Below are 25563 nucleotides of genomic sequence, written 5' to 3'. Positions count from 1 at the left end.
CTTAGCGGTCCACGTCAGCCATAACGAAGTCGATACTGCCCAGGTACGCAATGAGGTCGGCGACCATGCTGCCTTTGATCACCGAAGGGATCTGCTGCAGGTGCGGGTAGCTCGGGGTACGGATCCGGGTGCGGTAGCTCATGGTGCCGCCATCGCTCGTCAGGTAGTAACTGTTGATGCCCTTGGTCGCCTCGATCATCTGGAACGACTCGTTGGCCGGCATGACCGGGCCCCACGAGACTTGCAGGAAGTGCGTGATCAGGGTCTCGATGTGCTGCAGGGTGCGCTCTTTCGGTGGCGGCGTGGTCAGCGGGTGATCCGCCTTGTACGGGCCTTCCGGCATGTTGCGCAGGCACTGGTCGATGATGCGGATACTCTGGCGCATCTCCTCGACACGGACCATGCAGCGATCGTAGGCATCGCCGTTGTGGGCCAGCGGTACTTCGAACTCGAAGTTCTCGTAGCCGGAGTAGGGGCGGGCTTTGCGCAGGTCGAAATCGCAACCGGTGGAGCGCAGGCCGGCACCGGTGGTGCCCCATTCCAGGGCTTCCTTGGTGTTGTATGCAGCAACGCCAATGGTACGGCCCTTGAGGATGCTGTTCTGCAGGGCAGCCTTGGTGTACTCGTCGAGGCGCTTGGGCAGCCATTCAACGAAGTCCTTGACCAGTTTCTCCCAGCCGCGCGGCAGGTCGTGGGCGACGCCGCCGATGCGGTACCAGGCCGGGTGCAGGCGGAAACCGGTGATCGCTTCGATCACGGTGTAGGCGCGCTGGCGGTCGGTAAAGGTGAAGAATACCGGGGTCATGGCGCCAACGTCCTGGATGTAGGTACCCAGGAACAGCAGGTGGCTGGTGATGCGGAAGAACTCGGCCAGCATCACGCGGATAACGTCGACCTTCTGCGGCACCTTGATGCCCGCCAGCTTTTCCACCGCCAGTACGTACGGCAGGTTGTTCATCACCCCACCGAGGTAGTCGATACGGTCGGTGTAGGGGATGAAGCTGTGCCAGGACTGGCGCTCGGCCATTTTTTCGGCACCACGGTGGTGGTAGCCGATGTCCGGTACGCAGTCGACGATCTCTTCACCGTCCAGCTGCAGAACGATACGGAACGCACCGTGCGCCGAAGGGTGGTTAGGGCCGAGGTTGAGGAACATGTAGTCCTCGTTGGCGCCCTGACGCTTCATGCCCCAGGCTTCCGGGTTGAAGCGCGCCGACTCTTCTTCAAGCTGTTGCTTGGCCAGGGTCAGGCTGTAGGGGTCGAACTCGGTGGCACGGGCCGGGTAGTCCTTGCGCAGCGGGTGACCTTCCCAGGTGGGCGGCATCATGATGCGGCTGAGGTGCGGGTGGCCGGCAAAGTCGATGCCGAACATGTCCCACACTTCGCGCTCGTACCAGTTGGCGTTTGGCCAGATACCGGTCACGGTCGGCAGGTTCAGGTCGCCTTCGCTCAGCGACACCTTGATCATCACGTCACTGTTACGCTCGATCGACAGCAGGTGGTAGAACACACTGAAGTCGGCGGCCGGCAGGCCACGGCGCTGGGTGCGCAGGCGTTCGTCCACGCCGTGCAGGTCGTACAGCATGCTGTAAGGCTTGGCGACACCGCGCAGGAAGCTGAGCACCTCTTTGAGCTGGGCGCGCTTGACCCACAGCACGGGCATGCCGGTGCGGGTTTCCTGGGCGACGAATGCTTCGGCGCCAAAACGGTTGTTCAGTTCGACGACCACATCCTGGTCGTCAGCCTTGTAGGGCGGAATATAAATAGCGTTGTCCGCTGTCATGGTCTCGGTCGCTTTGGGTCAACGTTAAGAATGAAGCCAGGCCGCCGGCTCCAGGGGGAGCGGGCGGCAGGTCGCTGGATCAGACTTCGTCGGGGCTGCGCAGGTTGGTTACTGCAATGCGCTGCTCACGACGCAGGTCTTTCTGGGCTGGCATCTCGGCACGGTAAATACCTTGATCACCAACAACCCAGGAAAGCGGGCGTCGTTCTTGGCCGATCGACTCCTGCAACAGCATCAAGCCTTGCAGGAAAGCCTCAGGGCGTGGCGGGCAGCCAGGCACGTAGACGTCCACAGGGAGGAACTTGTCGACCCCCTGAACGACCGAGTAGATGTCGTACATGCCACCGGAGTTGGCGCACGAACCCATGGAAATGACCCATTTCGGTTCGAGCATCTGCTCATACAGGCGCTGGATGATCGGCGCCATCTTGATGAAGCAGGTGCCGGCGATGACCATGAAGTCGGCCTGACGCGGCGAGGCCCGGATGACTTCGGCGCCGAAGCGGGCGATGTCGTGGGGTGCCGTGAATGCCGTGGTCATTTCCACGTAGCAGCAGGACAGGCCGAAGTTGTACGGCCAGAGGGAGTTCTTGCGACCCCAGTTGACCGCGCCACGCAGCACATCTTCGAGTTTCCCCATGTAGATGTTCTTGTGGACCTGGTCCTCCAGCAGTTGGTCGGTGACGGTTTCCCGTTCACCTACCGGGTACTGCTCGTTAGGCGCATCCGGATCGATTCTGGTGAGATTGTATTGCATTGCCAAAGCCTCATTGTTTCAGCTTCGCTTGCCGCTTGCGGCGACCTTCGGGAGCCCAATCAAGAGCACCGACGCGCCATAGGTAGACAAGACCTGCCAACAGAATTGCTATGAAAACGAGTGCTTCGACGAACCCGGTCCAGCCGCTTTCGCGGACGGACACAGACCATGCAAAGAGAAAGAGGGCTTCGATATCGAAGATCACGAACAGCATCGCGACCAGATAGAATTTGGCGGACAGGCGCAGGCGGGCGCTGCCGACGGGCAGCATGCCGGATTCGAAGGGTTCGTTCTTGGCGCGGCCCCAGGCCTTGCTACCGAGCAGGCTGGACAGGCCGAGCATGAAGGCACACAGGCCGACGACACCCAGGAGGAAGATGGCAAAGCCCCAGTTGTGGGCGATGAGTCCTGCCGAATCGGACATGCTAGAGATCCTTATACAGAGACCCAGCTCTGCAGTCTGAAATAAGTAGAGCGGCGACGTGGTGTCGCAGGTGCAGTGACCAAATGTCGCAGCTGAATCAATCGCGCTGATTTTATGGGTAAACCCGGTGCAAGTAAAATTTCTGTCGCAAATTTATTCGTAGGATTAAGAACAAAAGGCAGTCGTAAATGGCTGAAAGCCTTGATATTCGGGCATTGCGTGCGGTTTTGTTAATTATGTTTCTTGCGGCTGGTAACGAATTACAAGTTTCGTAATGATAATTAATATCATTTGACCTGGTGCCATGTAATTTGGCTGTTCTGTGCCTTGTAAAGTTCATCCGGCGATGCCCCCTACTTGCAAATGCGAAAGACTCCTGTTCTAGCAGCTTTCGACGCGGCGCGTACCGCTCTGGATCAATACTTTATCGGTTGAGCGTTGATTGGCTGATGCCGCAATCGCCCACTGGCCAAGCCAGTAGATGAGGATGATCAGATAGGGCGCGGCGGCGAACGGGCTGACGAAGCGGTCGATGCCGATCAGGCTGTCCGAGATCACGAACAGGCCGGCGCCGATTGCGGCCAGCCCGCCACAGGCCAGGGCGCGCCAGAGCATGGCGCTGATGACCAGGGCGTACAGCGCGACCGGGATCAGCAACGGGCCGAGGCCGTGGCTGGCCAGTACGCCGAGCAGCGCGATGCCGGTGATGGCGCTGAAGATCAGTGCGGGCAGGGTGGGGCGCAGGGTAATGCCGCAATAGCCGCGCAGGTAAGCCAGGTGGGCACAGAGGAAGGCGGCCAGGCCGAACACGAACAGGTCGGCGGGGATGGCCAGCAGTATGTCGCCCAGTACCGAGAAGCCCAGGCCGATTGAGAGCCACTTGCGATAAGGTGTGGCCGGGGCCCTGCGCAGCCAGGCGACAAGCGCCAGGACGGGAACCGGTTTGGCCAGCAGGCCGAGCAGGGTGTTGTCGCTGGCCAGTGCATATATATAGAGGGCGACGGCGGCCAGGGCCATAATCATCAGGTGGCTTGGACGAGGCATGGGCGGTCCTTGCTGCTGTGCTGCCTCAAGCATAGACCTGATCCTGGGTTTTGCTGGTGATGCCTTTGGATTGGGTTAGGGCTGGCATGGGTATGGCGAAAGGAGTGCAGCGCCTATGAGATCGAGCGCCGCCCGCGCGGCGCATCGCGAGCGAAGCTCGCTCCTACATTTGTTTCGGGCCAGTATCGCCTGTGTCAGCGCGCGCGACCGCCTTGTTTGTTCGACGCGATTCCGAGGTGGGCGCCAAGGGCCGCGCGCCTCCGCCTCAGGAATAACTGGCCCGAAACAAATGTAGGAGCGAGCTTCGCTCGCGATGCGCCGCGCGGGCGGCGCTCGATCTACGCATCACCACAAAATTCAAACCGGTCACATCGCCGCCCTGACGCAATCGCGCGCAGAACACCTGACATGTCGGATTTAACCCCTTCCCTGTAGGCCATTTCCCAAACATACTCCCGCCGCGCATTTTCCGTTGCCGCTGCCTTGGCAGCGCTCTAGTCTCGGCATGTCGTTGCTCATCAACGATTCAGCTTTGACAGGCTGTGACGGTAAGTCGGATGCGGTTCGCCTTTATGGCGGCTGTACGTGCGGGCACGCTTGCGTGCGCCGGAACTTTACGATTTCCGCCGGTCTGTCAACCCACGTACAGCTGCCACCCAACTGTTTGACAGCAGGCCGGAGGCGGCACCGATAACGGTAAATCGTAATGCTGAAAGCCATCCCCGATCCACCCCAAAACCCCCATTCCCTCGAAGCACCGCTGATCCGGCTGACCCGGATCCCCACAAGTCTCAAACTTGCACATTACCTGTGGGAGCGGGCGCGCCCGCGAAGAGGCCCGCCCAGGCAATCGAAATATTCCAGGGGATTCAACAATGACAACAGAAGACACCCAATTCACCGTCGGCAAGACCACTTTCTATCAAGGCGAAAACAGCACCCATCCACTGTTCCGCATCGAACCCGGCATCCCCTGTCGGGACGCCCGCGAGCAATCTTCGGAATTGATGGGCTATGTCCGTGAACTGACCATCACTGGCCTGATGGAGGAGAAACCCATGATGATCTGGGCTGCTCACTACCTGAGTGCAATGGCCAAGGCGCTGATGGATGACGCAGAGCTGGGCATGAAGCACTGACATACCGCAGGCCTGCACGATCCCCCCTGTAGGAGCGGCCTTGTGTCGCGAAAGGGCTGCGCAGCGGCCCCAATGTTTTGCGCAGATGCACAAATTGCTAGGGCTGCTGCGCAGCCCTTTCGCGACACAAGGCCGCTCCTACAGGTTCCGTATGTTCCTGGTCGGTCTGTATCGGCAAAGAGAAAGGCCCAAGGCTCGCGAGAGCCCTGGGCCTTTCTTCAGCGGCAAGCCGCTATCAGTGGAACTGCTCTTCCTCGGTCGAGCCGGTCAGGGCAGTCACCGACGATGCGCCACCCTGGATCACGGTGGTCATGTCATCGAAGTAACCAGTACCCACTTCCTGCTGGTGCGCCACGAAGGTGTAGCCTTTGCTGGCGTCAGCGAATTCCTGCTCTTGCAGCTTCACGTAGGCGGTCATGTCGTTGCGGGCGTAATCGTGCGCCAAGTTGAACATGCCGTGCCACATGTTGTGGATACCCGCCAGCGTGATGAACTGGTGCTTGTAGCCCATGGCCGACAGCTCGCGCTGGAACTTGGCGATGGTGGCGTCGTCCAGGTTCTTCTTCCAGTTGAAGGAAGGCGAGCAGTTGTACGACAGGATCTGGTCCGGGTACTCCTTCTTGATCGCTTCGGCGAAGCGACGGGCTTCGTCCAGGTCCGGCTTGGCGGTTTCGCACCAGATCATGTGGGGGAAAAGTTGGGTGAAAATAATCAACTAATTTCAAGATTGGGGAGAAGCTTTGGGTGGGTAGCCAACGCTAAGTGCAACAAATAGTTTCTGGGTGATTGTGGTTGGAGTTTGCCCTTTTCTTGGTGATTTCGAGGGTAGGTGGTGTTTGATATTTTCATTGGAAATCACCTGGGGCATGAGTTTTTGCGCGTCTAAATGATATGGTTTTGTTTTGGGGTTGATCTTCGTGGTTGAATGATGCTGGTATTGTACTCGAGGTAAGGTTTGTTGAGGAGTAGCAAGTAATAGTTTGTATTGGTTGTTGTAGGAAGTTTCCTTTTTCTTTGTCAGTAAAGTATTCGTGCATGCTTATGGAGATGCTATGTCCGAGCAAAGAAACCTGTTCATCAACACCGAGCGCGCTATTGAGTTGGGTAACCCGTCTTGGGAACTCGCCCACGCGTCTGGCCTGGCAGATCGCAGTGTGGTCCACTGTCCATCCAGCCGGCTGCGCGACCAAGAAGGGCATATTTTCATTAATATGTGCTCATGCTCCTATCTGGGGCTTGAGACTGATAAACGAGTGGGTAGCGAGCGTCGCTGGATTTCAAGGTTCAAGGACGGCACGACGTTGTGCCTCGGTCCTCATGGGTAGCGCCGTAAGCCACGGCATTAAGCGAATGAGCCCGCTAATGCATAAGGTGGCATTGCTCAAGTTGCTGTTTGTCCTGGCCAACGGGGTCGGGTCGTTTGCGGCGTTATTTATGAATCGGCACTTTGCTTTGGCAGATGCTGAACTGGCGACTACGGTGTCGCTGATGATCATCAGCTATTTGGCCGGAAACCTGCTGGGTGGACAACTGCCAGGTCGTGTGGGCAGTCGACTTCTTCTGTTGGGCTGTTCGTCGACGGCGCTGCTCGCGCTGTTGGGCAGTCTGCTGCCGATCTTACCCATCGCAATCGGCATGATTTTGCTTTTTATGTTCAGTGCGGGCGCCATCACACCGCTTTTCAGCGTGATGACCGCCCGGGCTGCACCGTCAGACGATCAGGTGGGGGCCTTTGCCTATCTTCATCTAGCCAGTAATGCAGGTGGTGTCCTGCTGTTCGTCGTAGGGGGTGTTCTGCTTAGTTGGCAAAGCCAGTATCTCTTGTGGTTTACCGCAGCGATTAGTCTGGTTTGCCTGGTGACGAGCGCTGCCTTGGCTCTGCCGCTAACCGGAAGTCATCTCGATGCTAAGGATACGCCGCTTAAGGCGAAGGATGTGCCGATACCCGCGGTGGTGATCTTGGCGGGTGTGATGTTTTTCGTATTGTCCCTGCTTGATGGTCAGCGCGAATACCAGTTCCCTCTCTGGTTAGAAGCATTGGGGGTGAGTGATGCGGCTCATCTGTTTGGAGTGGCAGGAATTGTTAATGGGTTACTGGTTATTGTCCTAACTCGACCGCTGATTGCCTTGAGCCGGCGTTGTTCTGCCATGGCTAACATGGCGCTGGCGGCGATCTGCTACGGCATTGGTTTCGGCGCCTATGCCTTGGTCGATACTTGGCCCGCAATACTATTGTTAGTGGTGATCTGGACCTTGGGAGAGATAATCGGTATCACCTACATGGCGACCTTGATTGCCCAGCGAGCGCCGGTGTCGCGACAAGGGTTTTTGTTTTCCTTGATACCTGTAATTCAGGCTGCGGCACGAGTGCTATGCGTAATCTTGGCTGTGCCGATGCTGGCTGGCCTTGGCTTCAGTGTTACCTGGACGGTTTTTGGTTGCGCGGGTGTGATTTTTGGCCTGACCTGTCTCTTCCTACGACGTGGAAGGCTTGATTACTGACAGAAGGGACTTGAAGGCATGAGCAAGGTTGTTGTTATTACTGGTGGCAATTCCGGTATCGGAGAGGCGTGTGCATGGAAATTTGCCAGAGAGCAATACACAGTCATTGTGTGCGGACGTGATCATGTTCGGAACCTTCGTGTGTGTGAGGGTATCAACAGGGAGATGGCGTGTGCGCATTCGTACTCGGTCGATTTGCGTAGCCCTACCGAGTTGACCGACCTTTTTAAGCAACTGGCTCTCGATCACCCACCCATAAATTGTCTCGTCAACAGCATCGGTATTGACGGTCGATCATTCACGATGACCGAGGACTATCCCGAGGCTGATTTCGATGATGTCATGTCCACGAATGTACGTGCGCCATGGCAATGCATCAAGGCGGTGTTGCCTGCAATGCGTGAGGCGGGACATGGCACCATTGTCAACGTCGCCTCGCTAGCGGGTCTGAATGCCAGTGTCACGGGTGGCTCTGTATACACTGCCAGCAAGCACGCGCTAGTTGGAATTACCGGAGCCGTTGCAAAGGAATATGCCCCTTATGGCGTCCGGGTCAATGCCGTGTGTCCGGGGTTTGTATCAACGCCATTGGCGTAGCATGTACTGGGGAGCAAATTTGATTCGGTGTGTGCCTCGCAGCCTATGCGGCGAGTCTGTGAAGCCCATGAGGTTGCTGAGCTTGTGTACTGGCTTAGCTCGGAGGCGGCTTCTTATGTAACTGGTGTGGCGGTACCAATCGATGGTGGATTCCGCGCTTAGAGTTCGCCCGGAGTTTTGGCAGCGCGTAGTCGAATCATGCATGAAAGAAGCCCAGGGCTTTCGCAGCCCTGGGCCTTTCTTCCGCGGCAAGCCGCTATCAGTGGAACTGCTCTTCCTCGGTCGAGCCGGTCAGGGCAGTCACCGACGATGCGCCACCCTGAATCACAGTGGTCATGTCGTCGAAGTAGCCAGTGCCCACTTCTTGCTGGTGCGCCACGAAGGTGTAGCCTTTGCTGGCGTCAGCGAATTCCTGCTCTTGCAGCTTCACGTAGGCGGTCATGTCGTTGCGGGCGTAGTCGTGCGCCAGGTTGAACATGCCGTGCCACATGTTGTGGATGCCCGCCAGGGTGATGAACTGGTGCTTGTAGCCCATGGCCGACAGTTCGCGCTGGAACTTGGCGATGGTGGCGTCGTCCAGGTTCTTCTTCCAGTTGAAGGACGGCGAGCAGTTGTACGACAGGATCTGGTCCGGGTACTCCTTCTTGATGGCCTCGGCGAAGCGACGGGCTTCGTCCAGGTCTGGCTTGGCGGTTTCGCACCAGATCAGGTCGGCATATGGCGCATAAGCCAGGCCGCGAGAGATGGCCTGGTCGAGGCCGGCGCGGACCTTGTAGAAGCCCTCACGGGTACGCTCGCCAATCACGAACGGCTGATCGTACGGGTCGCAGTCGCTGGTCAGCAGGTCAGCGGCGTTGGCGTCGGTACGGGCCAGAATGATAGTCGGCACGCCGGAAACGTCAGCTGCCAGGCGCGCGGCCACCAGCTTCTGTACGGCTTCCTGCGTCGGTACCAGTACCTTGCCGCCCATGTGGCCGCATTTTTTGACCGAGGCCAGCTGGTCTTCGAAGTGCACGCCGGCGGCGCCTGCTTCGATCATGTTCTTCATCAGCTCGTAGGCGTTCAACACGCCACCGAAACCGGCTTCGGCGTCAGCCACGATTGGGGCGAAGTAGTCGATGTAGCCTTCGTCGCCCGGGTTCTTGCCGGCTTTCCACTGGATCTGGTCGGCGCGGCGGAACGAGTTGTTGATGCGCTTGACCACGGTCGGTACCGAGTCAACCGGGTACAGCGACTGGTCAGGGTACATCGACTCGGCCGAGTTGTTGTCGGCGGCAACCTGCCAGCCGGACAGGTAAATGGCCTGGATGCCGGCCTTGACCTGTTGCACTGCCTGGCCACCGGTCAGGGCGCCCATGCAGTTGACGAAATCTTTGTCTGGGCGGAAGGACGGGTGGGCACCTTGGGTGACCAGCTTCCACAGTTTTTCTGCACCCTGGCGGGCCAGGGTGGGCTCTGGCTGCAGGGAGCCACGCAGGCGAACGACATCAGCGGCGGTGTAGGTACGGGTCACGCCTTTCCAGCGCGGGTTCTCGGCCCAATCTTTCTCGAGGGCTGCAATTTGCTGTTCGCGTGTCAGTGCCATGGAAATAAACCTCGTCGCATCGATCTTGGGTTAATTGTGCTGATGCTCGGGTGCAGATCAGGGCGCTTGGCGGCTGTCCTGTTCGCAGGAGTGCGGCGGCGAACGCGAAGGCTCGAAGGGGGAAGGGTGGGCAGGCCGGGCGAAGGTGTGCTCCGGCAGGTCGGCTCGTGGTTGCCTTGCTGCGGTGCTACGCGATTGCCAGTACTGCGGTGATGCGCTTCCGTCCCTCGGGACAACTTCTTCGTTGCAGTCGCAATCCCGTCGAACCGCCTTGTGGGCCGTATAGACACGAGGCGCCTCCGGGGGTGGGAGGAGCACGCCTCGAAGGCCCTTGCCAGGGCCCCTGATTAGCGGGAGCGAGGCCATCATGCCCTTGGGAAAAAGACCCTGTCAAATGTTTTGTAGTGGATTTTTTCACTTACTACATCTTTGGTCTAATGCGACTTGTCAGTCAGTTTCAAGGCCTTTGGTCGAGGCCTTGAATTGCCTGGGATCAGTCCAGAAGGTCGACTTTCACCCGCAAAGTCATGTTTTCACCGCGCTGGGTGCTGTAACTGCGGCTTGACGCGCTGCGCTCGGCTTGGCTCTGCTGGTTGTAGCCTGCCAGGGTGATCCACTCGCCGAGCTTGCCGGTCACGGTCGTGTCGGTGCTCTGCACTTTCACTACATCTGCACGTTCCTGGCTGATGCGGTCATTATTAGTGCTGATTTGCAGACGAACCGTGTCACCGCTCAAACTGGGCGTGACATAAAAGCCCTGGGTCACATTGCGGTATTCGGTGTTGCTCTGGATGCGCCCATAACCGTCGGTGCTGGTGCTGGTAATCGGGATGCTCTGGCCAACCTGAATGAGTGCAGGCTGGCCTTCGCTGGCCTGAACCTGCTGCATGCCGCCGTCACGGTTGCTGGTGCCGTAGTGGATGACGCGTGCGTTACCGCGGTTGTCCTGGAAGTTGCTGTCGTTGTTGTCAACGCTGATCAGCAGGCGTTTGGGAGCGGTGTCCAGTTGCTGCAGCAAAGTGCGCAGGTCGCTGATGCGCTCGGGGCTGGCGTTGACGATCAGCTTGTTTTCGAAAGCGCTGACCGTGCCGTCCTTACCAATGAATGCCTGTGCGGCAGGCAGCAGTTCGGCGCTGGCGCGGTGCTGCAGCGGCACCACCTCGGTGGCCGCCTGGGCGGCGAGGCTGGCAACGAGCAGCAGGGAGGCGAAAAAGGGGCGTAGCGGCATGTCCATGATCTCCGCAGGGGGAATCAACATGATGGCAAATTTGCGGATGTCCTGCTGGATCTGGATCACGCTCCGGGGTGGGCAGATGAACCTTTAAGCTGCGCCGTCAGTCGCACTCACAGGGAACGCGTGGGGTGATTACATGAAGGGTAGTCTGATCCTGCTGTTATGGCTTTGCAGCCTTGGTGCACAGGCTGCAGCGGACACGCTGCGCATCAAGCAGCTGCAGCGGTGCGGCGACTTGTTCGACGATAACCAGCAGCAATGGTGCCTGCGTGCCGAGGGGCTCGGGGCAGATGTGCCAAAGGTATGGCTGGGCGGTGTGCGGCTGCCAACGGCGGATATCGAGCGTCAAGGTGACCGGCTCACGCTGAAGCTGGCGAAGCAAGCCCAGCGCAGCGCGCCGCTTTGGCTGGAATCTGGCAGCAGTACCAGCAACCCTGTATGGCTGACCCGCCAGCGCAGTCATGTGGTCGCCGCAAGGCCTGATGAGGTGGCGAAGAACATGGATGGCCTGACCACCTATGTCGACCTGGTCAGCCTGTTGATTGAGGAGAAACACGAAGGCCTTGGAGAGGCCCGGCGTATTGCCGACAAATACGGCGCCCAGGTTGTCGGTGCGATACCGCCGCTGAATGTCTACCAGTTGCGCTTGCCGGTGGCTGACCTGGTGCAGCGTGACGCGATGATCCTGCGCATGGGCAGTGAACTCAGCGTGGATGCCGTGGTTGTCGAGGAGTCTGCACCGGAGCGCGGTGAAGAAGGCAGCGGCCGCGACGCTCGGGCCATCGACCAGGCGGACGAATGGGCCGCCAACCGGTTCATGGATGCGCTGTATTTCTACCAGCGACGGATTGGCGCTTCGCACTTGCCGGTGCACCCCGTGCGGGTTGGGGTAGTCGAGCGTGAAGTGGATTTTGATGCCCCCGCGTTCAGCCAATACCGAGGCGGCTGCGAACAGGGCCAGACCTGCCTGTACGCGCGCGACGGGGATCGCGCGACCAGCCACGGCAGCCATGTCGCAGGCATTCTCGCCGCACAGGGTGAGGGATTTTTGCCGGGGCTGGGCAAGCACAGCCCTGGCTTCGAGGTGATTGTAGAGCGCAACTCCGATGCAGGTATCACCGCCAACATCGCTGCATCGGTGAACCTGGTCGAGGATGGCGTGCGGGTGCTGAACTGGAGCTGGGGCATCCACCGGGTAGGCGCACGCGATGTCAACGGTGATGAGGTCGATTCGCTGGTGCGTTCCGGGCTGGCGATGAGTGGTTACGAGGAATTGCTTGAGGAGTTCTTTCTCTGGCTGCGCAAAGAGCATCCAGATGTGATGGTGGTGAATTCGGCGGGTAACGGTGCGTCGTGGTCAGGTACCGACGAATACCGCCTGCCGTCGTCGTTCATCTCCGAACAACTGCTGGTGGTGGGCGGGCACCAGCGCAGCGACAAGGCGACTGCGGTCGAAGCCCCCGAGTATGTGCGCAAGCGCCACAGCTCCAACGTCGACATGCGCGTGGATGTCAGTGCCGCTGCCTGCATTCGCCCAGCGGCTGCCGCTGCTGCGCATTGCGGCACGTCGTACGCAACACCCTTGGTGACTGCCACCGTTGCAACGATGCTGTCGATCAACCCGGCCCTGACCCCGGAACAGGTGCGCATGCTGTTGCGGCGCAGTGCCCTGACCCTGGGCACCGAGCAGGATTTCGAGGCGATGGATGCCGAAGACCTGACGGCGCCGATCCTGCCTTCGGAACGTGGAGGGCGCCTGAACCACCCAGACCTGGGGCGTTCAGCGCGGCTGGACATGCAGCGTGCGCTGGACCTGGCAGTGCAGAGCCGGGAGCGGGTGCGCTGAACGGTGGCCGCTGTCAGACAAATTCCGTAACATCGCGCCCTCGTTTTTGTAATGTCCCGCACCACAGGAAACCCATGAAGCCCGCCCGAATACGCGCCGACCTGCTCGCCGGCCTGACCACCTCGTTCGCCCTGGTGCCCGAGTGCATCGCCTTTGCCCTGGTGGCGCACCTCAACCCGCTGATGGGCCTGTATGGCGCGTTTATCATTTGTACGCTGACGGCGCTCTTTGGCGGTCGACCGGGGATGATTTCCGGCGCTGCCGGGTCCATGGCGGTGGTGATCGTCGCGCTGGTGGTGCAGCACGGCGCGCAGTATCTGCTGGCCACGGTGCTGCTGGGTGGCGTGGTGATGATCCTGTTCGGCCTGCTACGGCTGGGCAAGCTGGTACGCCTGGTGCCGTACCCGGTCATGCTCGGCTTCGTCAATGGCCTGGCCATCGTCATCGCCATGGCGCAGCTTGAGCACTTCAAGGCGGGTGAGCACTGGCTCAGCGGCGCGCCGCTGTACCTGATGATCGGCTTGGTGGCACTGACCATGGCGGTGGTCTACGTGCTGCCGAAATTGACCCGTGCGGTACCGCCGGCGCTGGTGGCGATCCTGGGCGTTGGCTTGCTGGTGTACCTGCTCGACCTGCCCACCCGCACCTTGGGCGACATGGCGCACATCGCAGGCGGTCTGCCGGGGCTGGCGCTGCCGGATGTACCCTGGAATCTGGACACCCTGAAGATCATCGCCCCCTACGCGGTGCTGATGGCGATGGTCGGCCTGCTGGAGACCTTGCTCACCCTCAACCTGACCGATGAAGTGACCGAGAGCCGTGGTTTCCCGGACCGCGAATGCGTGGCGCTGGGTGCGGCGAACATGGTTTCGGGCCTGTGCGGTGGCATGGGCGGTTGCGCAATGATCGGCCAGACGGTGATCAACCTCAGTTCCAACGGGCGCGGCCGGCTGTCCGGGGTAGTGGCCGGGGTGATGATCTTGCTGTTCGTGTTGTTCCTGTCGCCGCTGATCGAGCGTATTCCGCTGGCAGCGCTGGTCGGGGTGATGTTCGTGGTGGCCCAGCAGACCTTCGCCTGGGCGTCGCTGCGGGTGCTGCACAAGGTGCCGGTGAACGATGTGCTGGCGATCATTGCGGTGACCGTGGTGACGGTATTTACCGACCTGGCCATGGCGGTGCTGTTCGGCATCGTCATCGCGGCGCTCAACTTTGCCTGGCAGCATGCGCGGGAGCTGTACGCCGACAGCCATGAGGACGCTGAAGGTGGCAAGCGTTATCAGGTACATGGCACCCTGTTCTTTGCCTCGACCGCCTCGTTCCTCAACCAGTTCGACCCGGCCCAGGACCCGGCCCAGGTCACGCTGGATTGCCAGCATTTGAGCTTTGTCGATTATTCGGCAATTGCGGCGCTCAAGACCCTGCGCGAGCGCTATGCCAAGGCGGGCAAGCATTTGCGCGTTGTGCATTTGTCGGAGCGGTGCAAGAAGCTGTTGAAGCGGGCTGGCGAGCAGCATTGAAAAAATTGTGGCTGCCTGTTCCGGCCCCTTCGGCTAAAGCCGCTCCCACAGGGGTATGCGATCCCTTGTGGGAGCGGCTTTAGCCGCGAAGGGGCCGGAACAGGAGAGCCACTTACTCCCCGCGATTTTTCTTGACGATGCCATCGGCAATGCTCGCCGGGGCCTCGGCATAGCGGGTGAACTCCATCGAGAAGCTGGCCCGGCCCTGGGTCATCGACCGCATCGAGGTGGCGTAGCCGAACATCTCGCCCAACGGCACCTCGGCGCGGATCACCTTGCCAGCCGGTGTTTCGTCACCGTCCTGGATCATCCCGCGGCGCCGGCTGAGGTCGCCCAGAATGTCGCCCTGGTATTCCTCCGGCGTCACCACCTCCACCTTCATCACCGGTTCCAGCAACACCGCGCCGCCTTTCTGCGACAGCTGCTTGGTGGCCATTGAAGCAGCGATCTTGTAGGCCATCTCGTTGGAGTCGACATCGTGGTACGAACCGTCGAACACGGCAGCCTTGAGGCTGATCAGCGGGTAGCCTGCAAGCACGCCGTTCTTCATCTGCTCTTCGATGCCCTTCTGGATCGCGGGTATGTACTCGCGCGGTACCACGCCGCCGACGATCTCGTTGATGAACTCCAGGCCTTCCTTGCCCTCGTCGCCGGGGGCGAAACGGATCCAGCAATGGCCGTATTGGCCACGGCCGCCGGACTGGCGCACAAAACGGCCCTCGATCTCGCAGGTATTGCGGATTTTTTCCCGGTAAGCCACCTGCGGCTTGCCGATGTTGGCCTCGACGTTGAACTCGCGGCGCATGCGGTCGACGATGATGTCCAGGTGCAACTCGCCCATGCCCGAGATGATGGTCTGGCCGGTCTCTTCGTCGGTACGTACGCGGAATGACGGGTCCTCCTGGGCCAGCTTGCCCAGGGCGATGCCCATTTTTTCCTGGTCGGCCTTGGTCTTCGGCTCCACGGCCACGGAAATCACCGGGTCAGGGAAATCCATGCGTTCGAGGATGATCGGTTTGTCCAGGTCGCACAGGGTGTCGCCGGTGGTCACGTCCTTCATGCCGATCAGCGCGGCGATGTCGCCTGCGCACACGTCCTTGATTTCGGCACGCTGATTGGCATGCATCTGCACCATGCGGCCGATGCGTTCCTTCTTGCCTTTGACCGAGTTGAGTACCGCGTTGCCGGAACTGAGCACGCCGGAATACACGCGGGCGAAGGTGAGGGTGCCGACGAACGGGTCGGTGGCAATCTTGAAAGCCAAGGCTGAAAACGGCTCTTTGTCGTCGGCGTGCCGTTCCAGGTGCTTTTCTTCGTCGTCCGGGTCGGTGCCGCGGATGGCAGGAATTTCCGAGGGGGCGGGCAGGTAGTCGATTACCGCATCCAGCATCAGCGGTACACCCTTGTTCTTGAACGATGAGCCGAGAATGGTCGGGACGATTTCGTTGGCAATGGTGCGTTGGCGCAGGGCAGCCTTGATTTCTTCGACGCTCAGCTCCTCACCATCGAGAAACTTCAGGGTCAGCTCATCGTTGGCTTCGGCAGCGGCTTCCACCAGGTGAGCGCGCCATTCGTCAGCGAGCGCGCGCAGGTCATCCGGAATTTCTTCTTCGCGGTAGCTGGTGCCATTGTCGGCGTCGTTCCAGTAGATGGCCTTCATCTTTACCAGGTCGATCTGGCCAATGAAGTTTTCTTCGCTGCCGATGGCCAGCTGGATCGGCACCGGGTGGTGCCCCAGGCGCTGGTCGATCTGCTTGACCACCCGCAGGAAGTCGGCGCCCTGGCGATCCATCTTGTTGATGTAGGCCAGGCGAGGCACATGGTATTTGTTGGCCTGGCGCCAGACCGTCTCGGACTGAGGCTCTACCCCGTCAGCGCCGCTGAACACCACCACCGCGCCATCGAGCACGCGCAATGAACGCTCCACCTCGATGGTGAAGTCGACGTGGCCGGGGGTATCGATGATGTTGAAGCGGTATTTGTGCGCGAACTGTTTGGTCGAGCCTTGCCAGAATGCCGTGGTGGCCGCCGACGTGATGGTGATGCCGCGTTCCTGCTCCTGGGCCATCCAGTCCATGGTCGCGGCACCATCGTGCACCTCACCCATCTTGTGGTTGACCCCGGTGTAGAACAGGATCCGCTCGGTAGTGGTCGTCTTGCCGGCGTCCACGTGGGCGACGATGCCGATATTGCGGTATAGCTCGATGGGGGTTGTGCGGGCCATGGCGGACTACCTGCGGATGGGCGGATTCCACCACGTTAGCAGACCGGTGGAATCCTGCCCTGCCGCCGGGCCGTCAGTCGGCCTGGGCTTGCAGCATCCATTGGCCATCCACTTCACGGGCCAGGCCACTGGCCGTGAGCAGCGCCAGCAGGCGCGGGTGCAGGTCCGCTTCGGTGAAGGTCTTGAGGGTGGCCAGGTCCAGTGGGCCGACCAGGTTGAGGTCGGCCTTGGTGTACGACAGCCAGGCCTTTTTCAATACCTGGGCGACATCGCTGCCTGATGTACTGGCGAAGCGGCGATGGCACTGGCGGCTTGCAAAAGTGAAGGTGTGGGCGTGGCTGTAGGTGCCTTCGTCACCCCCTTCAGTGCAGCGGTGGCAGCGGCACGGGCCTTCGCCGAAGGCGTTGCGCAGGTAGCTGTTGAAGTCCACGACGGGCTTGAGGGACAGGCGTTTATCGACATCGAACAGGTCGGCGATCAGGGGTTCTTCGGCGCTCACTCGGGATCCTCGTGTGGTGTGGCGTGCATCGGCGGGCACCCTAACAGATCGGGGCATTCAGATCACCTGTAGAGACAACAGAGACCACCTGCCGTACTCTACGCGCCCTTACGCCTACACACCCACTGAGGTAACCCCGTTTGAGCACCAAGTACCCGTACACCGCCACCGTGACCATCAGCGCCGAAGACCGTGGCGGAGATACCGAAGCTTCGGAAAACCCCAGCATGCGGGTGGGCCTGGAAGCGGTGACCGAAACCCTGAAGAAGGTGCATTTCGTCGGTACGCTCGCGGCACCTGAAAAACAGGCCACGCACATCTGCGTGACCTTGGAGAACGGCCTGACCTACTACGGCCCGATCGTCAACGGCCACGCCGAACTCGAAGGCGGCTGGATCGCCTTCGAATCCGACATGCTGACCCCCGAAGAACTGGGCCTGTAAGCCTCAGTTCAGCTCCACCAGGCACTGCTCGAGGATATCCAGCCCTTCCTCGAGCACCTCGGCTTCGATGGTCAAGGGGGCCAGCAGGCGGATGATGTGTCGCGCCTTGCCGCTGGGCATCAGCAGCAAGCCCTTGGCCCGTGCCGACTCCATTACCTTGGCCAGTTGCGCCGGCGCCGGGCTGCCGTCGGCATTGACGAATTCGATGCCGCGCATGGCGCCCACGCCGGTCAGTCGGCCGATGTACGGGCTCAGGCCCGAAGCCTTCCAGCGCTGGTGGCGGCTGACGATGGCCTGCTCCTGGCGCTCACCCCAGGTGGCGATGTTTTCGTCGGTCATCTGCGCCAGGCTGGCCAACGCCGCCGCACAGGCAATCGGGTTGCCCGAATAGGTGCCACCGAGGCCGCCCTTGGGCAGTGCTGCCATCAATGCCTTGCGCCCGACCACCGCCCCCAGCGGCATGCCGCCGGCGATGCTCTTGGCCAGCAGCAGCAGGTCGGGCTCGATGCCGAGGCGCGGGAAGGCGAAGCGCTGGCCGGTGCGGCCGAAGCCGGACTGGATCTCGTCGATGATGATCAGGATGCCGTGTTGGTCGCAGAAGCGGCGCAAGGCCTGGGCGAAGGCCGGGTCGAGGGCGAGGAAACCGCCTTCGCCCTGAACCGGTTCGAGGATGAACGCTGCCACGTCTTCCACGGCCAGCTCCACGCTGAACAGGCGCTCCATGGCCTTGAGCGCCTGCTCGCCGGTAACCCCGGTATCCACGCTGGGGTAGGGCAGGTGGTACACCGGTCCGGGCAGCTCGCCGACCCGTTGCTTGTAAGGGGCTACCTTGCCATTGAGGTTCAGGGTGGCCAGGGTACGGCCGTGGAAGCCGCCGTCGAAGGCAATGATGGCGCGTTTGCCTGTAGCACCGCGGGCGACTTTAAGGGCGTTTTCTGCAGCTTCCGCACCGCTATTGGTGAGCATGCCGGCCAACGGGTAGCTGACCGGTACGAACTGGCTCAGCTGTTCCATCAGCGCCAGGTATGGACCGTGGGGTGCGGCGTTGAAGGCATAGTGGGTCAGACGGGTGGCTTGCGCCTGGATGGCTTCGACCACGGCGGGGTTGCAGTGGCCCAGGTTGAGCACGCCGATACCGCCGACAAAGTCGATGTAACGTTTGCCGTCGGTGTCCCAGACTTCGGCATTACGGCCATGGGAAAGTGTGATCGGGTGAACGATGGCGATGGATGGGCTGATACTTTCCTGGTTCATGGGCACGCGGGACCTTTGTTCAAGTTTCTTATTATCCAAGCGTGTTGGGGGGTTATTCTGCAAACGAATTATTCGATTGCGGTCATTCCCTGAATTCGTGAACTGGCCGGTATAGGTTAAGTCAGTCCCCCTCAGCCACCCGCTCCCGAATCCACTGCACAAAGGCCCTGATCTTGGGCACTTCGGCCGCATGCTCGGCATGCGCGATAAAGTGCTTGCCGTTGCTCGCCACCGGGTGGTCCCAGGCCACCACCAGCTTGCCCTCGCTCAGCTCCTCGGCCACCAGGTAGCGCGGAATCAGGGCTATGCCGCAACCGGCGATCGCTGCGCGGATGCACAGGTAGAACGTGTCGAAACGCGGCCCGTGGTAGCTGTTCTGGCTGTGTAGCCCCAACCCCAGGAACCATTCATGCCAGGCCTCCGGGCGCGACACGCATTGCAGCAGGCGGTGCTCGGTAAGCGCCTGGGCGCTTTCAAAGGGGTGGTTGGCCAGCAGCTGCGGGCTGCATACCGGTACCACTTCTTCGCTGAACAGCTCGATGCAAGTGGCCCCAGGCCAGGTGCCCTGGCCGAAGAAAAAAGCCACGTCGGCCTTGGCCTGCACCAGGTCGAATGGCTCCAGCTCGTTGCGCACGTCCAGGTGAATGCGGGGGTAGCGGTCGCCGAAACCCTTGAGCTTGGGCACTAGCCAGCGCGCGCCGAAGGTAGGCTGGGTAGCAATACGCAGCACTTCGGTTTCGTCGCCGTAGCTGAGGATGTAGCGGCTGGAAATATCGATCTGGGTGAGGATCTTGTTCACTTCGGTGAGGTACAGCGCACCCGCCGGGGTCAGGTGCAGGCGCCGACGAATGCGCTGGAACAGGGAGTGCGAGAGCATGTCTTCGAGCTGCGCCACCTGCTTGCTGACGGCGCTTTGCGTCAGGTGCAGTTCCTGGGCCGCGCGGGTGAAGCTGAGGTGGCGGGCAGCCGCTTCGAAGCACTGAAGGGCGGTGGTCGAAGGCATCAGGCGTTTGGACATGACGGGCAAATACCGAGCAAAAAAAGGAAGGAGTTCATTCCAAAGCGGAATCATGTGGTTCGAAAAGGTCGTTTGTTGACCCCGGCCTATAGATTAATACTGACCTGGATCAACGATTACAACCGGTCATGTGAAGAGGAGGTCAGTACCCGCTTCCGGCATCTGCAAAACAACAAAAACGACTATCAGAAATTTACAAGAATTCTGCTCCGACCTTCAGCCGCTTTGTCGCGGCCGACCCATTCGAGGGTTCTTCATGGCTTCGCAAGACAACAAGAAACAGCGTTCCCTGCAGCACGGCCTGACTTCCCGTCAGGTGTCCATGATCTCCATTGCCGGCATCATCGGCGCCGGCCTGTTCATCGGCTCGTCGAACGCCATCGCCACCGCCGGCCCGGCCATCCTCATTTCCTACGCCATGACCGGCCTGCTGGTATTGCTGGTGATGCGCATGCTGGGCGAAATGGCCATCGCCAACCCTAACAGCGGCTCGTTCTCCACCTATGCCTCAGAAGCCATCGGCCCTTGGGCGGGCTTTACCATCGGCTGGTTGTACTGGTGGTTCTGGGTGCTGATCATTCCGGTGGAGGCCATCGCTGGCGCCGACATCCTGCATGCTTACTTCCCCGGCGTACCGTCCTGGTTGTTCGCCTTCCTGATCATGCTGGTGCTGTCGTGCACAAACCTGATCAGCGTGAAGAACTTTGGTGCCTTCGAGTACTGGTTCGCACTGGTCAAGGTGGTGGCGATCATTGCCTTCATTGTGGTCTGCAGCCTGGCGGTATTCGGCTTCTGGCCGCTGGCCGAGGTGTCCGGAGTCAGCCGGCTGTGGGACAACGGCGGCTTCATGCCCAACGGGTTCGGCACGGTGCTCGGTGGTGTGCTGATCACCATCTTCTCGTTCTTCGGCGCCGAAATCGTCACCATTGCCGCTGACGAAACCGCAAACCCGAAAGACAAGATCCGCCGTGCCACCAACCTGGTGGTGTACCGCATTGCCATCTTCTACCTGGCGTCGATCTTCCTGGTGGTGTCGCTGGTAGCCTGGAATGACCCTGCGCTGAAAGCAGTCGGTTCGTTCCAGCGCGTGCTGGAAGTGCTGAACGTGCCAGGCGCCAAGCTGTTGGTCGACCTGGTGGTGCTGGTTGCAGTGACCAGTTGCATGAACTCGGGCCTGTACACCGCGTCGCGCATGCTGTATTCGCTGGGCGCCCGTGGCCAGGCACTGAGCATGACCAAGCGTATCTCCGGCTCGGGCGTGCCGACCGTGGCGGTCATCTTCTCGACGCTGGCCGGTTTTGCCGGGTGCCTGGTCAACTATGTGTTCCCGGGTAAGGTGTTCGGCTTCTTGCTGTCCACCACCGGCGCCATCGCCTTGCTGGTGTACCTGGTGATTGCCGTGTCGCAGCTGCGCATGCGTGCGCGTGCGGACCGCGAAGGGCGCCCGCTGGAGCTGAAGATGTGGCTGTTCCCCTGGCTGACCTGGCTGGTGATCGGCACCATCGTCATGGTGCTGGGCTACATGCTGTTCAGCGATGCCTACCGCTATGAAACCCTGATGACCGCTGGGGTGACAGCATTCATCCTGCTGGTTTCGCTGACCCAACGGCGTGCCCAGGGGGTTGCCCAAGCCGCCTGATGTTTCTGCTTTAATGGGGGCGTTGCGCGCCCCCATTCCAACAAGCACAGGAAGCGTATGACTGACCACCCACTCTCCCTTCAGGCCCTTGCGGCGCCTGAAGGCACCTGCTACGGCTGCGGCTGCGCCCACCCCAGTGGGCTGCACCTGCAAAGCCACTGGGACACCGACGGCATCCACCTGATATGCCGGCACGCACCCGACAGCACCTTTATCGGCTGGCCCGGCCTGGTTTACGGCGGCCTGCTGGCGATGCTGGTCGACTGCCATTCCAACTGGGCGGCCATGGCCTACCACTACCGCAACGAAGGCCGCGAGCCAGGCAGCCTGCCGCGTATCGATTGCGTGACTGGCACACTCAACCTGACTTACCTGAAACCTACCCCGATGGGTGTGGAGCTTTTGCTCAAAGCCCGAGTCGAAGGGGAGGTGGGGCGCAAAAGCCGGGTGATTTGCGAGGTCTGGGCCGAGGATGTGCTGACGGTGACGGCCGACTCGGTGTTTGTCCGTGTCGATACCGAAAAGCTCAAACTCAAGGCCCATGGCCAGGCTTGAGTTGCCGGCCCGGATGAGTGGTCGGTGATGGTCAGCGGCCGGGGATGTCTCTAGAGTGACAGGTTCATTCCCCAGGCAAGGTTGATCATGACCGATCTCAGTGCTTTCCCCATCACCCGCAAGTGGCCCGCCAAACACCCTGAACGCCTGCAGCTGTATTCGCTGCCGACGCCCAATGGCGTCAAGGTGTCGATCATGCTCGAAGAAATCGGCCTGGCCTACGAGGCGCACAAGGTCAGCTTCGATAACGATGACCAGTTGAGCCCCGAATTCATTTCGCTCAGCGCCAACAACAAGATCCCCGCCATCCTTGACCCGGACGGGCCTGGCGGCCAGCCATTGCCGCTGTTCGAATCCGGGGCGATCTTGCAGTACCTGGCGGAAAAAAGTGGACAACTGCTCAGCCAGGACCCTGCCCAGCGTTACCAGACGCTGCAGTGGCTGATGTTCCAGATGGGCGGCATCGGGCCGATGTTCGGCCAGGTCGGGTTCTTCCATTTCTTCGCTGGCAAGGAATATGAAGACAAGCGCCCGCGTGACCGCTACGTCAACGAGTCCAAGCGGCTGCTGGGTGTGCTGGATCGGCATTTGAAAGGTCGGGAGTGGATGGCTGACGAGTACAGCATCGCCGACATCGCGATCTTCCCTTGGGTGCGTAACCTGGTGGATCGCTACAACGCGCGTGAGTTGGTGGGCTTCGACCAGTTCAAGGAAGTGCAGCGGGTGCTGGCGAATTTCCTCGAACGGCCGGCGGTGCAACGCGGCCTGAAAATCCCGGGCTGATAACGCAGAACCCGTCACGTACACCGGTCCCTGTAGGAGCGGCACAAGGCCGCTCCTGCAAAGGGCGCAGTTCAGGTTTAGAAAATGTGGTTCAGCAGCCAGTACAGGCTGCCAGCCAACAGCATCGCCGCCGGCAAGGTCAGCACCCAGGCCATCAGCAAGTTGAACAGCGTGCGCTTCTGAATCCCCGACCCATTCGCCACCATGGTCCCCGCCACCCCCGAGCTCAGCACATGAGTGGTCGAAACCGGCAACCCGAACATGTCCGCTGCGCCAATGGTGCACATGGCAACGACCTCCGCCGAGGCACCTTGGGCATAGCTCAGGTGGGTCTTGCCGATCTTCTCGCCCACTGTCACCACGATGCGCCGCCAGCCAACCATCGTCCCCAGCCCCAGCGCGATGGCCACAGCCACCTTGACCCATAGCGGAATGTAGCGGGTGGCGTCGTCCAGTTGAGTCTTGAACAGTTGCACCTGGCTGCGGGTATCGGCATTGAATGCCACCAGGCGGTTTTTCTCGATCAGGCGGATGGCTTCGCTGGTCAGGTACATATCATTGCGCACGTTGGCCATAGCCTCGGCAGGTATGCGCTTGAGCGAGCCGTAGCTTTTGACCTCTTCGCCGATCATCCCGGTCAACGCCGCCAGTGCCGGTACCAGTTCCGCGCTGGCCTTGGGCTCGCCAATGAACGCGGTCAGGGTCTGGCGCGGATCGGCCGGGGCCGCTTGTGGGGCGCTGCGCACCAGTGCCTGGCGGGTCACTTCGGCGACGGTGGAAAACTGCAAGGCCTGCTCATTGGGCATGGTTTTGTTCAGCGCATACGCCATTGGCAGGGTGCCGACAAGGATCAACATGATCAGGCCCATGCCTTTCTGGCCATCGTTGGAGCCGTGGGCGAAGGACACCCCGGTACACGTCAGGATCAGTACGCCACGAATCCACCAAGGCGGCGGTGTATGGCCTTGTGGCGCCTGATACAAAGCTTGACGCTTGACCAGTGCACGCAAGGCTAGCAGCAACAGGGCGGCGCAGGCAAAGCCGATCAGGGGGGAGAACAGCAGGGCGTAACCCACCTTGCTGGCCTGGGCCCAGTCCACGCCGCTGGTGCCGTCACGCCCATGCATCAGCGCATTGGCCACCCCCACACCGATGATCGAGCCGATCAGGGTGTGCGAGGATGACGCCGGTAGCCCCAGCCACCAGGTGCCGAGGTTCCAGATGATCGCCGCCAACAGCAAGGCAAAAACCATCGCGAAGCCGGCCGAGGAGCCTACCTGTAGAATCAGTTCCACGGGCAGCAGGGCGATGATGCCGAATGCCACTGCGCCACTGGAAAGCAGCACGCCCAGAAAGTTGCACAGCCCGGACCATACCACAGCGACCGGTGCCGGCAGCGCATGGGTATAGATCACGGTGGCTACCGCGTTGGCGGTGTCGTGGAAGCCATTGACGAATTCGAAGCCCAGGGCAACCAGCAGTGCCAGGCCCAGCAGCAGAAACGGCGTGAACGTGGTGATGACCGTGCCGCTGGCGCTGACATCCTGTTTCAGGCTCCAGGCGGTGTAGGCGATACCCGCCAGCAGCAGGCCGAAGAACAACACGAGGGTGGCGCGCCCAGGCTTGTGGGCAAGTGGCGGGCGGGCGTCGCGTTGGGCCAGGTGCGGCTGGCTGGCCAGTAGCGGGGTTGCCATGATGGCTCCGGTTGGCATTGGGCAAGTTGCCGAAGGCCTTGAGCATAGAAACAATTCGCAACCCGGCCGTGACCTCGATCAATGAATTATCTAGGCTCAAGACGGACGGTAAATGCCGGAGACAGCCATGATCCGCTGCAAGCGTGTCTACGATGCGGTCGCGAGCGACGATGGCCAGCGAGTGCTGGTCGACCGCCTGTGGCCGCGCCACCTGCGCAAGGAAAACCTGCACGGGCAGTGGTTGCGCGAAGTGGCACCCTCCAATGAATTGCGCAAGGCGTTTCACCAGGGGGCGGTCGACTTTACCGGTTTTACCCAGTGCTACCAGGAAGAATTGGCTGCCCATCCAGAGCATTGGTACCCCCTGCTGGACTTGGCCGGAAAGGGGTTGCTAACCCTGCTTTATGCAGGCAAGGACACCGAGCACAATAACGCCCGGGTGCTGGCCGAATGGCTGGAAAGCGAACTGGACCGGCATGGGCCTGGCAGTTCACCCGTATGCTATGCCCAGTGAGTGACATTTGCTGCACCGGCCTCATCGCCGGCCCTGCCAATCTCCAGAGCCCATTGTGCGATGCCGCTACATTTGATTCCCGCCAACGACAGTCACCGTACGTTCGCCCGCGACCTCACGCGGCGCGCCATGCTGCGGTATTACCGTGAATTTGACCTGCTCTGGATCGAGGACGCGTTCGACCAGGCCTGGGGTTGGCGCGAGCAGTGGTTGATCAGCGAAGGCGACAGCCTGTTGGGTTTCTGCAGCCTCAGCCAGGACCGCCAGGCGCTGTTTATCCGCGAGTTGCACCTGTTGCCCGAGCATCGCGGGCGCGGTGTCGGCAGCTGGGTATTGGAAGAGCTGGCGCTGTGGGCCGGGCAGCGGCGCCTGCCGTTGCTCAGGCTGATGGTGTTTCGCAGCAACCCGGCGCGCCTGTTGTACCAACGCCATGGTTTTGTCGAAATGGGTGAGGATGAGTGCTTTGTGCGCATGCAACGTACGATTGGCTAGTAGCGTAATGATGGCTTGTC

General features: G+C 60.7%; 21 protein-coding genes and 2 pseudogenes. 11 read left to right on the top strand and 12 right to left on the bottom strand.

Going from position 1 to position 25563, the window contains the following annotated elements; genetic code table 11:
* Position 1: 1 nt before the first annotated feature.
* The 4 genes from nuoC to OZ911_RS19635 form a co-directional block, all read right to left on the bottom strand.
* Positions 2–1783 (bottom strand): NADH-quinone oxidoreductase subunit C/D, encoded by a 1782-nt coding sequence (gene nuoC / locus OZ911_RS19650; protein WP_016488218.1) that lies wholly within the window; start codon positions 1781–1783, stop codon positions 2–4.
* Between the two features lie 79 nt (positions 1784–1862).
* Complete coding sequence (locus OZ911_RS19645) at positions 1863–2540, bottom strand: NuoB/complex I 20 kDa subunit family protein (protein WP_012313769.1); 678 nt, start codon at positions 2538–2540, stop codon at positions 1863–1865.
* Between the two features lie 10 nt (positions 2541–2550).
* A complete protein-coding gene (locus OZ911_RS19640) occupies positions 2551–2964 on the bottom strand; it encodes an NADH-quinone oxidoreductase subunit A (protein ID WP_003251427.1) in 414 nt (137 codons plus the stop codon).
* Positions 2965–3345: 381 nt separating this feature from the next.
* Positions 3346–4008, bottom strand: a complete 663-nt coding sequence (locus OZ911_RS19635) for a lysoplasmalogenase (RefSeq protein ID WP_031311858.1) — start codon at positions 4006–4008, stop codon at positions 3346–3348.
* A gap of 875 nt (positions 4009–4883) precedes the next feature.
* Here OZ911_RS19635 and OZ911_RS19630 point away from each other — a divergent pair.
* Positions 4884–5147, top strand: coding sequence for a DUF3077 domain-containing protein (locus tag OZ911_RS19630; protein ID WP_023047501.1), 264 nt, complete (start codon positions 4884–4886; stop codon positions 5145–5147).
* 235 nt (positions 5148–5382) lie between these two features.
* Here the strand turns inward: OZ911_RS19630 and OZ911_RS19625 are convergent.
* Positions 5383–5841: pseudogene (locus OZ911_RS19625) on the bottom strand (isocitrate lyase); the annotation flags it as partial.
* A gap of 668 nt (positions 5842–6509) precedes the next feature.
* Between OZ911_RS19625 and OZ911_RS19620 the strand changes: the two are divergent.
* Positions 6510–7649, top strand: a complete 1140-nt coding sequence (locus OZ911_RS19620; RefSeq protein ID WP_019470491.1) for an MFS transporter — start codon at positions 6510–6512, stop codon at positions 7647–7649.
* An 18-nt stretch (positions 7650–7667) separates the two neighbouring features.
* Positions 7668–8408: pseudogene (locus OZ911_RS19615) on the top strand (SDR family NAD(P)-dependent oxidoreductase).
* Between the two features lie 97 nt (positions 8409–8505).
* Here OZ911_RS19615 and aceA read toward each other — a convergent pair.
* Together aceA and OZ911_RS19605 are read right to left on the bottom strand one after the other, a co-directional pair.
* Positions 8506–9831: an isocitrate lyase gene (aceA, locus tag OZ911_RS19610; RefSeq protein ID WP_023047499.1), complete on the bottom strand. Its 1326-nt coding sequence runs from the start codon at positions 9829–9831 to the stop codon at positions 8506–8508.
* 493 nt (positions 9832–10324) lie between these two features.
* On the bottom strand, positions 10325–11089 hold the full coding sequence (locus OZ911_RS19605; RefSeq protein WP_172901768.1) for a secretin N-terminal domain-containing protein: 765 nt from the start codon (positions 11087–11089) through the stop codon (positions 10325–10327).
* A gap of 112 nt (positions 11090–11201) precedes the next feature.
* On the opposite strand from OZ911_RS19605, the gene OZ911_RS19600 reads away from it, so the two are divergent.
* Together OZ911_RS19600 and OZ911_RS19595 are read left to right on the top strand one after the other, a co-directional pair.
* A complete protein-coding gene (locus OZ911_RS19600) occupies positions 11202–12911 on the top strand; it encodes a S8/S53 family peptidase (protein WP_023047498.1) in 1710 nt (569 codons plus the stop codon).
* 74 nt (positions 12912–12985) lie between these two features.
* Positions 12986–14428: a SulP family inorganic anion transporter gene (locus OZ911_RS19595; protein WP_016488212.1), complete on the top strand. Its 1443-nt coding sequence runs from the start codon at positions 12986–12988 to the stop codon at positions 14426–14428.
* 112 nt (positions 14429–14540) lie between these two features.
* Here the strand turns inward: OZ911_RS19595 and fusA are convergent, their stop codons facing one another.
* Together fusA and OZ911_RS19585 are read right to left on the bottom strand one after the other, a co-directional pair.
* Positions 14541–16652: an elongation factor G gene (gene fusA / locus OZ911_RS19590; protein ID WP_016488211.1), complete on the bottom strand. Its 2112-nt coding sequence runs from the start codon at positions 16650–16652 to the stop codon at positions 14541–14543.
* Positions 16653–16725: 73 nt separating this feature from the next.
* Positions 16726–17151, bottom strand: a complete 426-nt coding sequence (locus tag OZ911_RS19585; RefSeq protein ID WP_023047497.1) for a hypothetical protein — start codon at positions 17149–17151, stop codon at positions 16726–16728.
* A gap of 140 nt (positions 17152–17291) precedes the next feature.
* Here OZ911_RS19585 and OZ911_RS19580 point away from each other — a divergent pair, with 140 nt between their 5' ends.
* Positions 17292–17594, top strand: coding sequence for a hypothetical protein (locus OZ911_RS19580; protein WP_016488209.1), 303 nt, complete (start codon positions 17292–17294; stop codon positions 17592–17594).
* A 3-nt stretch (positions 17595–17597) separates the two neighbouring features.
* On the opposite strand, the gene OZ911_RS19575 is transcribed toward OZ911_RS19580, so the two are convergent.
* Positions 17598–18848 carry a 2-aminoadipate transaminase gene (locus OZ911_RS19575; protein WP_023047496.1) on the bottom strand — a complete coding sequence of 417 codons (1251 nt, stop codon included), beginning with the start codon at positions 18846–18848 and terminating at the stop codon, positions 17598–17600.
* 121 nt (positions 18849–18969) lie between these two features.
* A complete protein-coding gene (gene gcvA, locus OZ911_RS19570) occupies positions 18970–19866 on the bottom strand; it encodes a transcriptional regulator GcvA (RefSeq protein WP_016488207.1) in 897 nt (298 codons plus the stop codon).
* A gap of 256 nt (positions 19867–20122) precedes the next feature.
* On the opposite strand from gcvA, the gene OZ911_RS19565 reads away from it, so the two are divergent.
* The 3 genes from OZ911_RS19565 (at position 20123) to OZ911_RS19555 (ending at position 22843) form a co-directional block, all read left to right on the top strand.
* Positions 20123–21505 carry an amino acid permease gene (locus OZ911_RS19565; RefSeq protein ID WP_016488206.1) on the top strand — a complete coding sequence of 461 codons (1383 nt, stop codon included), beginning with the start codon at positions 20123–20125 and terminating at the stop codon, positions 21503–21505.
* Positions 21506–21562: 57 nt separating this feature from the next.
* Positions 21563–22060: a PaaI family thioesterase gene (locus OZ911_RS19560; RefSeq protein WP_023047495.1), complete on the top strand. Its 498-nt coding sequence runs from the start codon at positions 21563–21565 to the stop codon at positions 22058–22060.
* 87 nt (positions 22061–22147) lie between these two features.
* Positions 22148–22843 (top strand): glutathione S-transferase N-terminal domain-containing protein, encoded by a 696-nt coding sequence (locus OZ911_RS19555; RefSeq protein WP_016488204.1) that lies wholly within the window; start codon positions 22148–22150, stop codon positions 22841–22843.
* Positions 22844–22920: 77 nt separating this feature from the next.
* Here the strand turns inward: OZ911_RS19555 and OZ911_RS19550 are convergent, their stop codons facing one another.
* The gene (locus tag OZ911_RS19550) at positions 22921–24537 is read right to left on the bottom strand and encodes an inorganic phosphate transporter (RefSeq protein WP_023047494.1); all 1617 of its coding nucleotides are present in this window, start codon (positions 24535–24537) and stop codon (positions 22921–22923) included.
* Between the two features lie 127 nt (positions 24538–24664).
* Here OZ911_RS19550 and OZ911_RS19545 point away from each other — a divergent pair, with 127 nt between their 5' ends.
* A complete protein-coding gene (locus tag OZ911_RS19545) occupies positions 24665–25051 on the top strand; it encodes a DUF488 domain-containing protein (RefSeq protein WP_023047493.1) in 387 nt (128 codons plus the stop codon).
* Positions 25052–25111: 60 nt separating this feature from the next.
* Positions 25112–25543 (top strand): GNAT family N-acetyltransferase, encoded by a 432-nt coding sequence (locus OZ911_RS19540; protein WP_016488201.1) that lies wholly within the window; start codon positions 25112–25114, stop codon positions 25541–25543.
* Positions 25544–25563: the final 20 nt, after the last annotated feature.

It is taken from the genome of Pseudomonas fortuita (assembly GCF_026898135.2).
Lineage (GTDB): Bacteria > Pseudomonadota > Gammaproteobacteria > Pseudomonadales > Pseudomonadaceae > Aquipseudomonas > Aquipseudomonas fortuita.
This window is presented reverse-complemented; position numbering and strand designations above follow the sequence as displayed.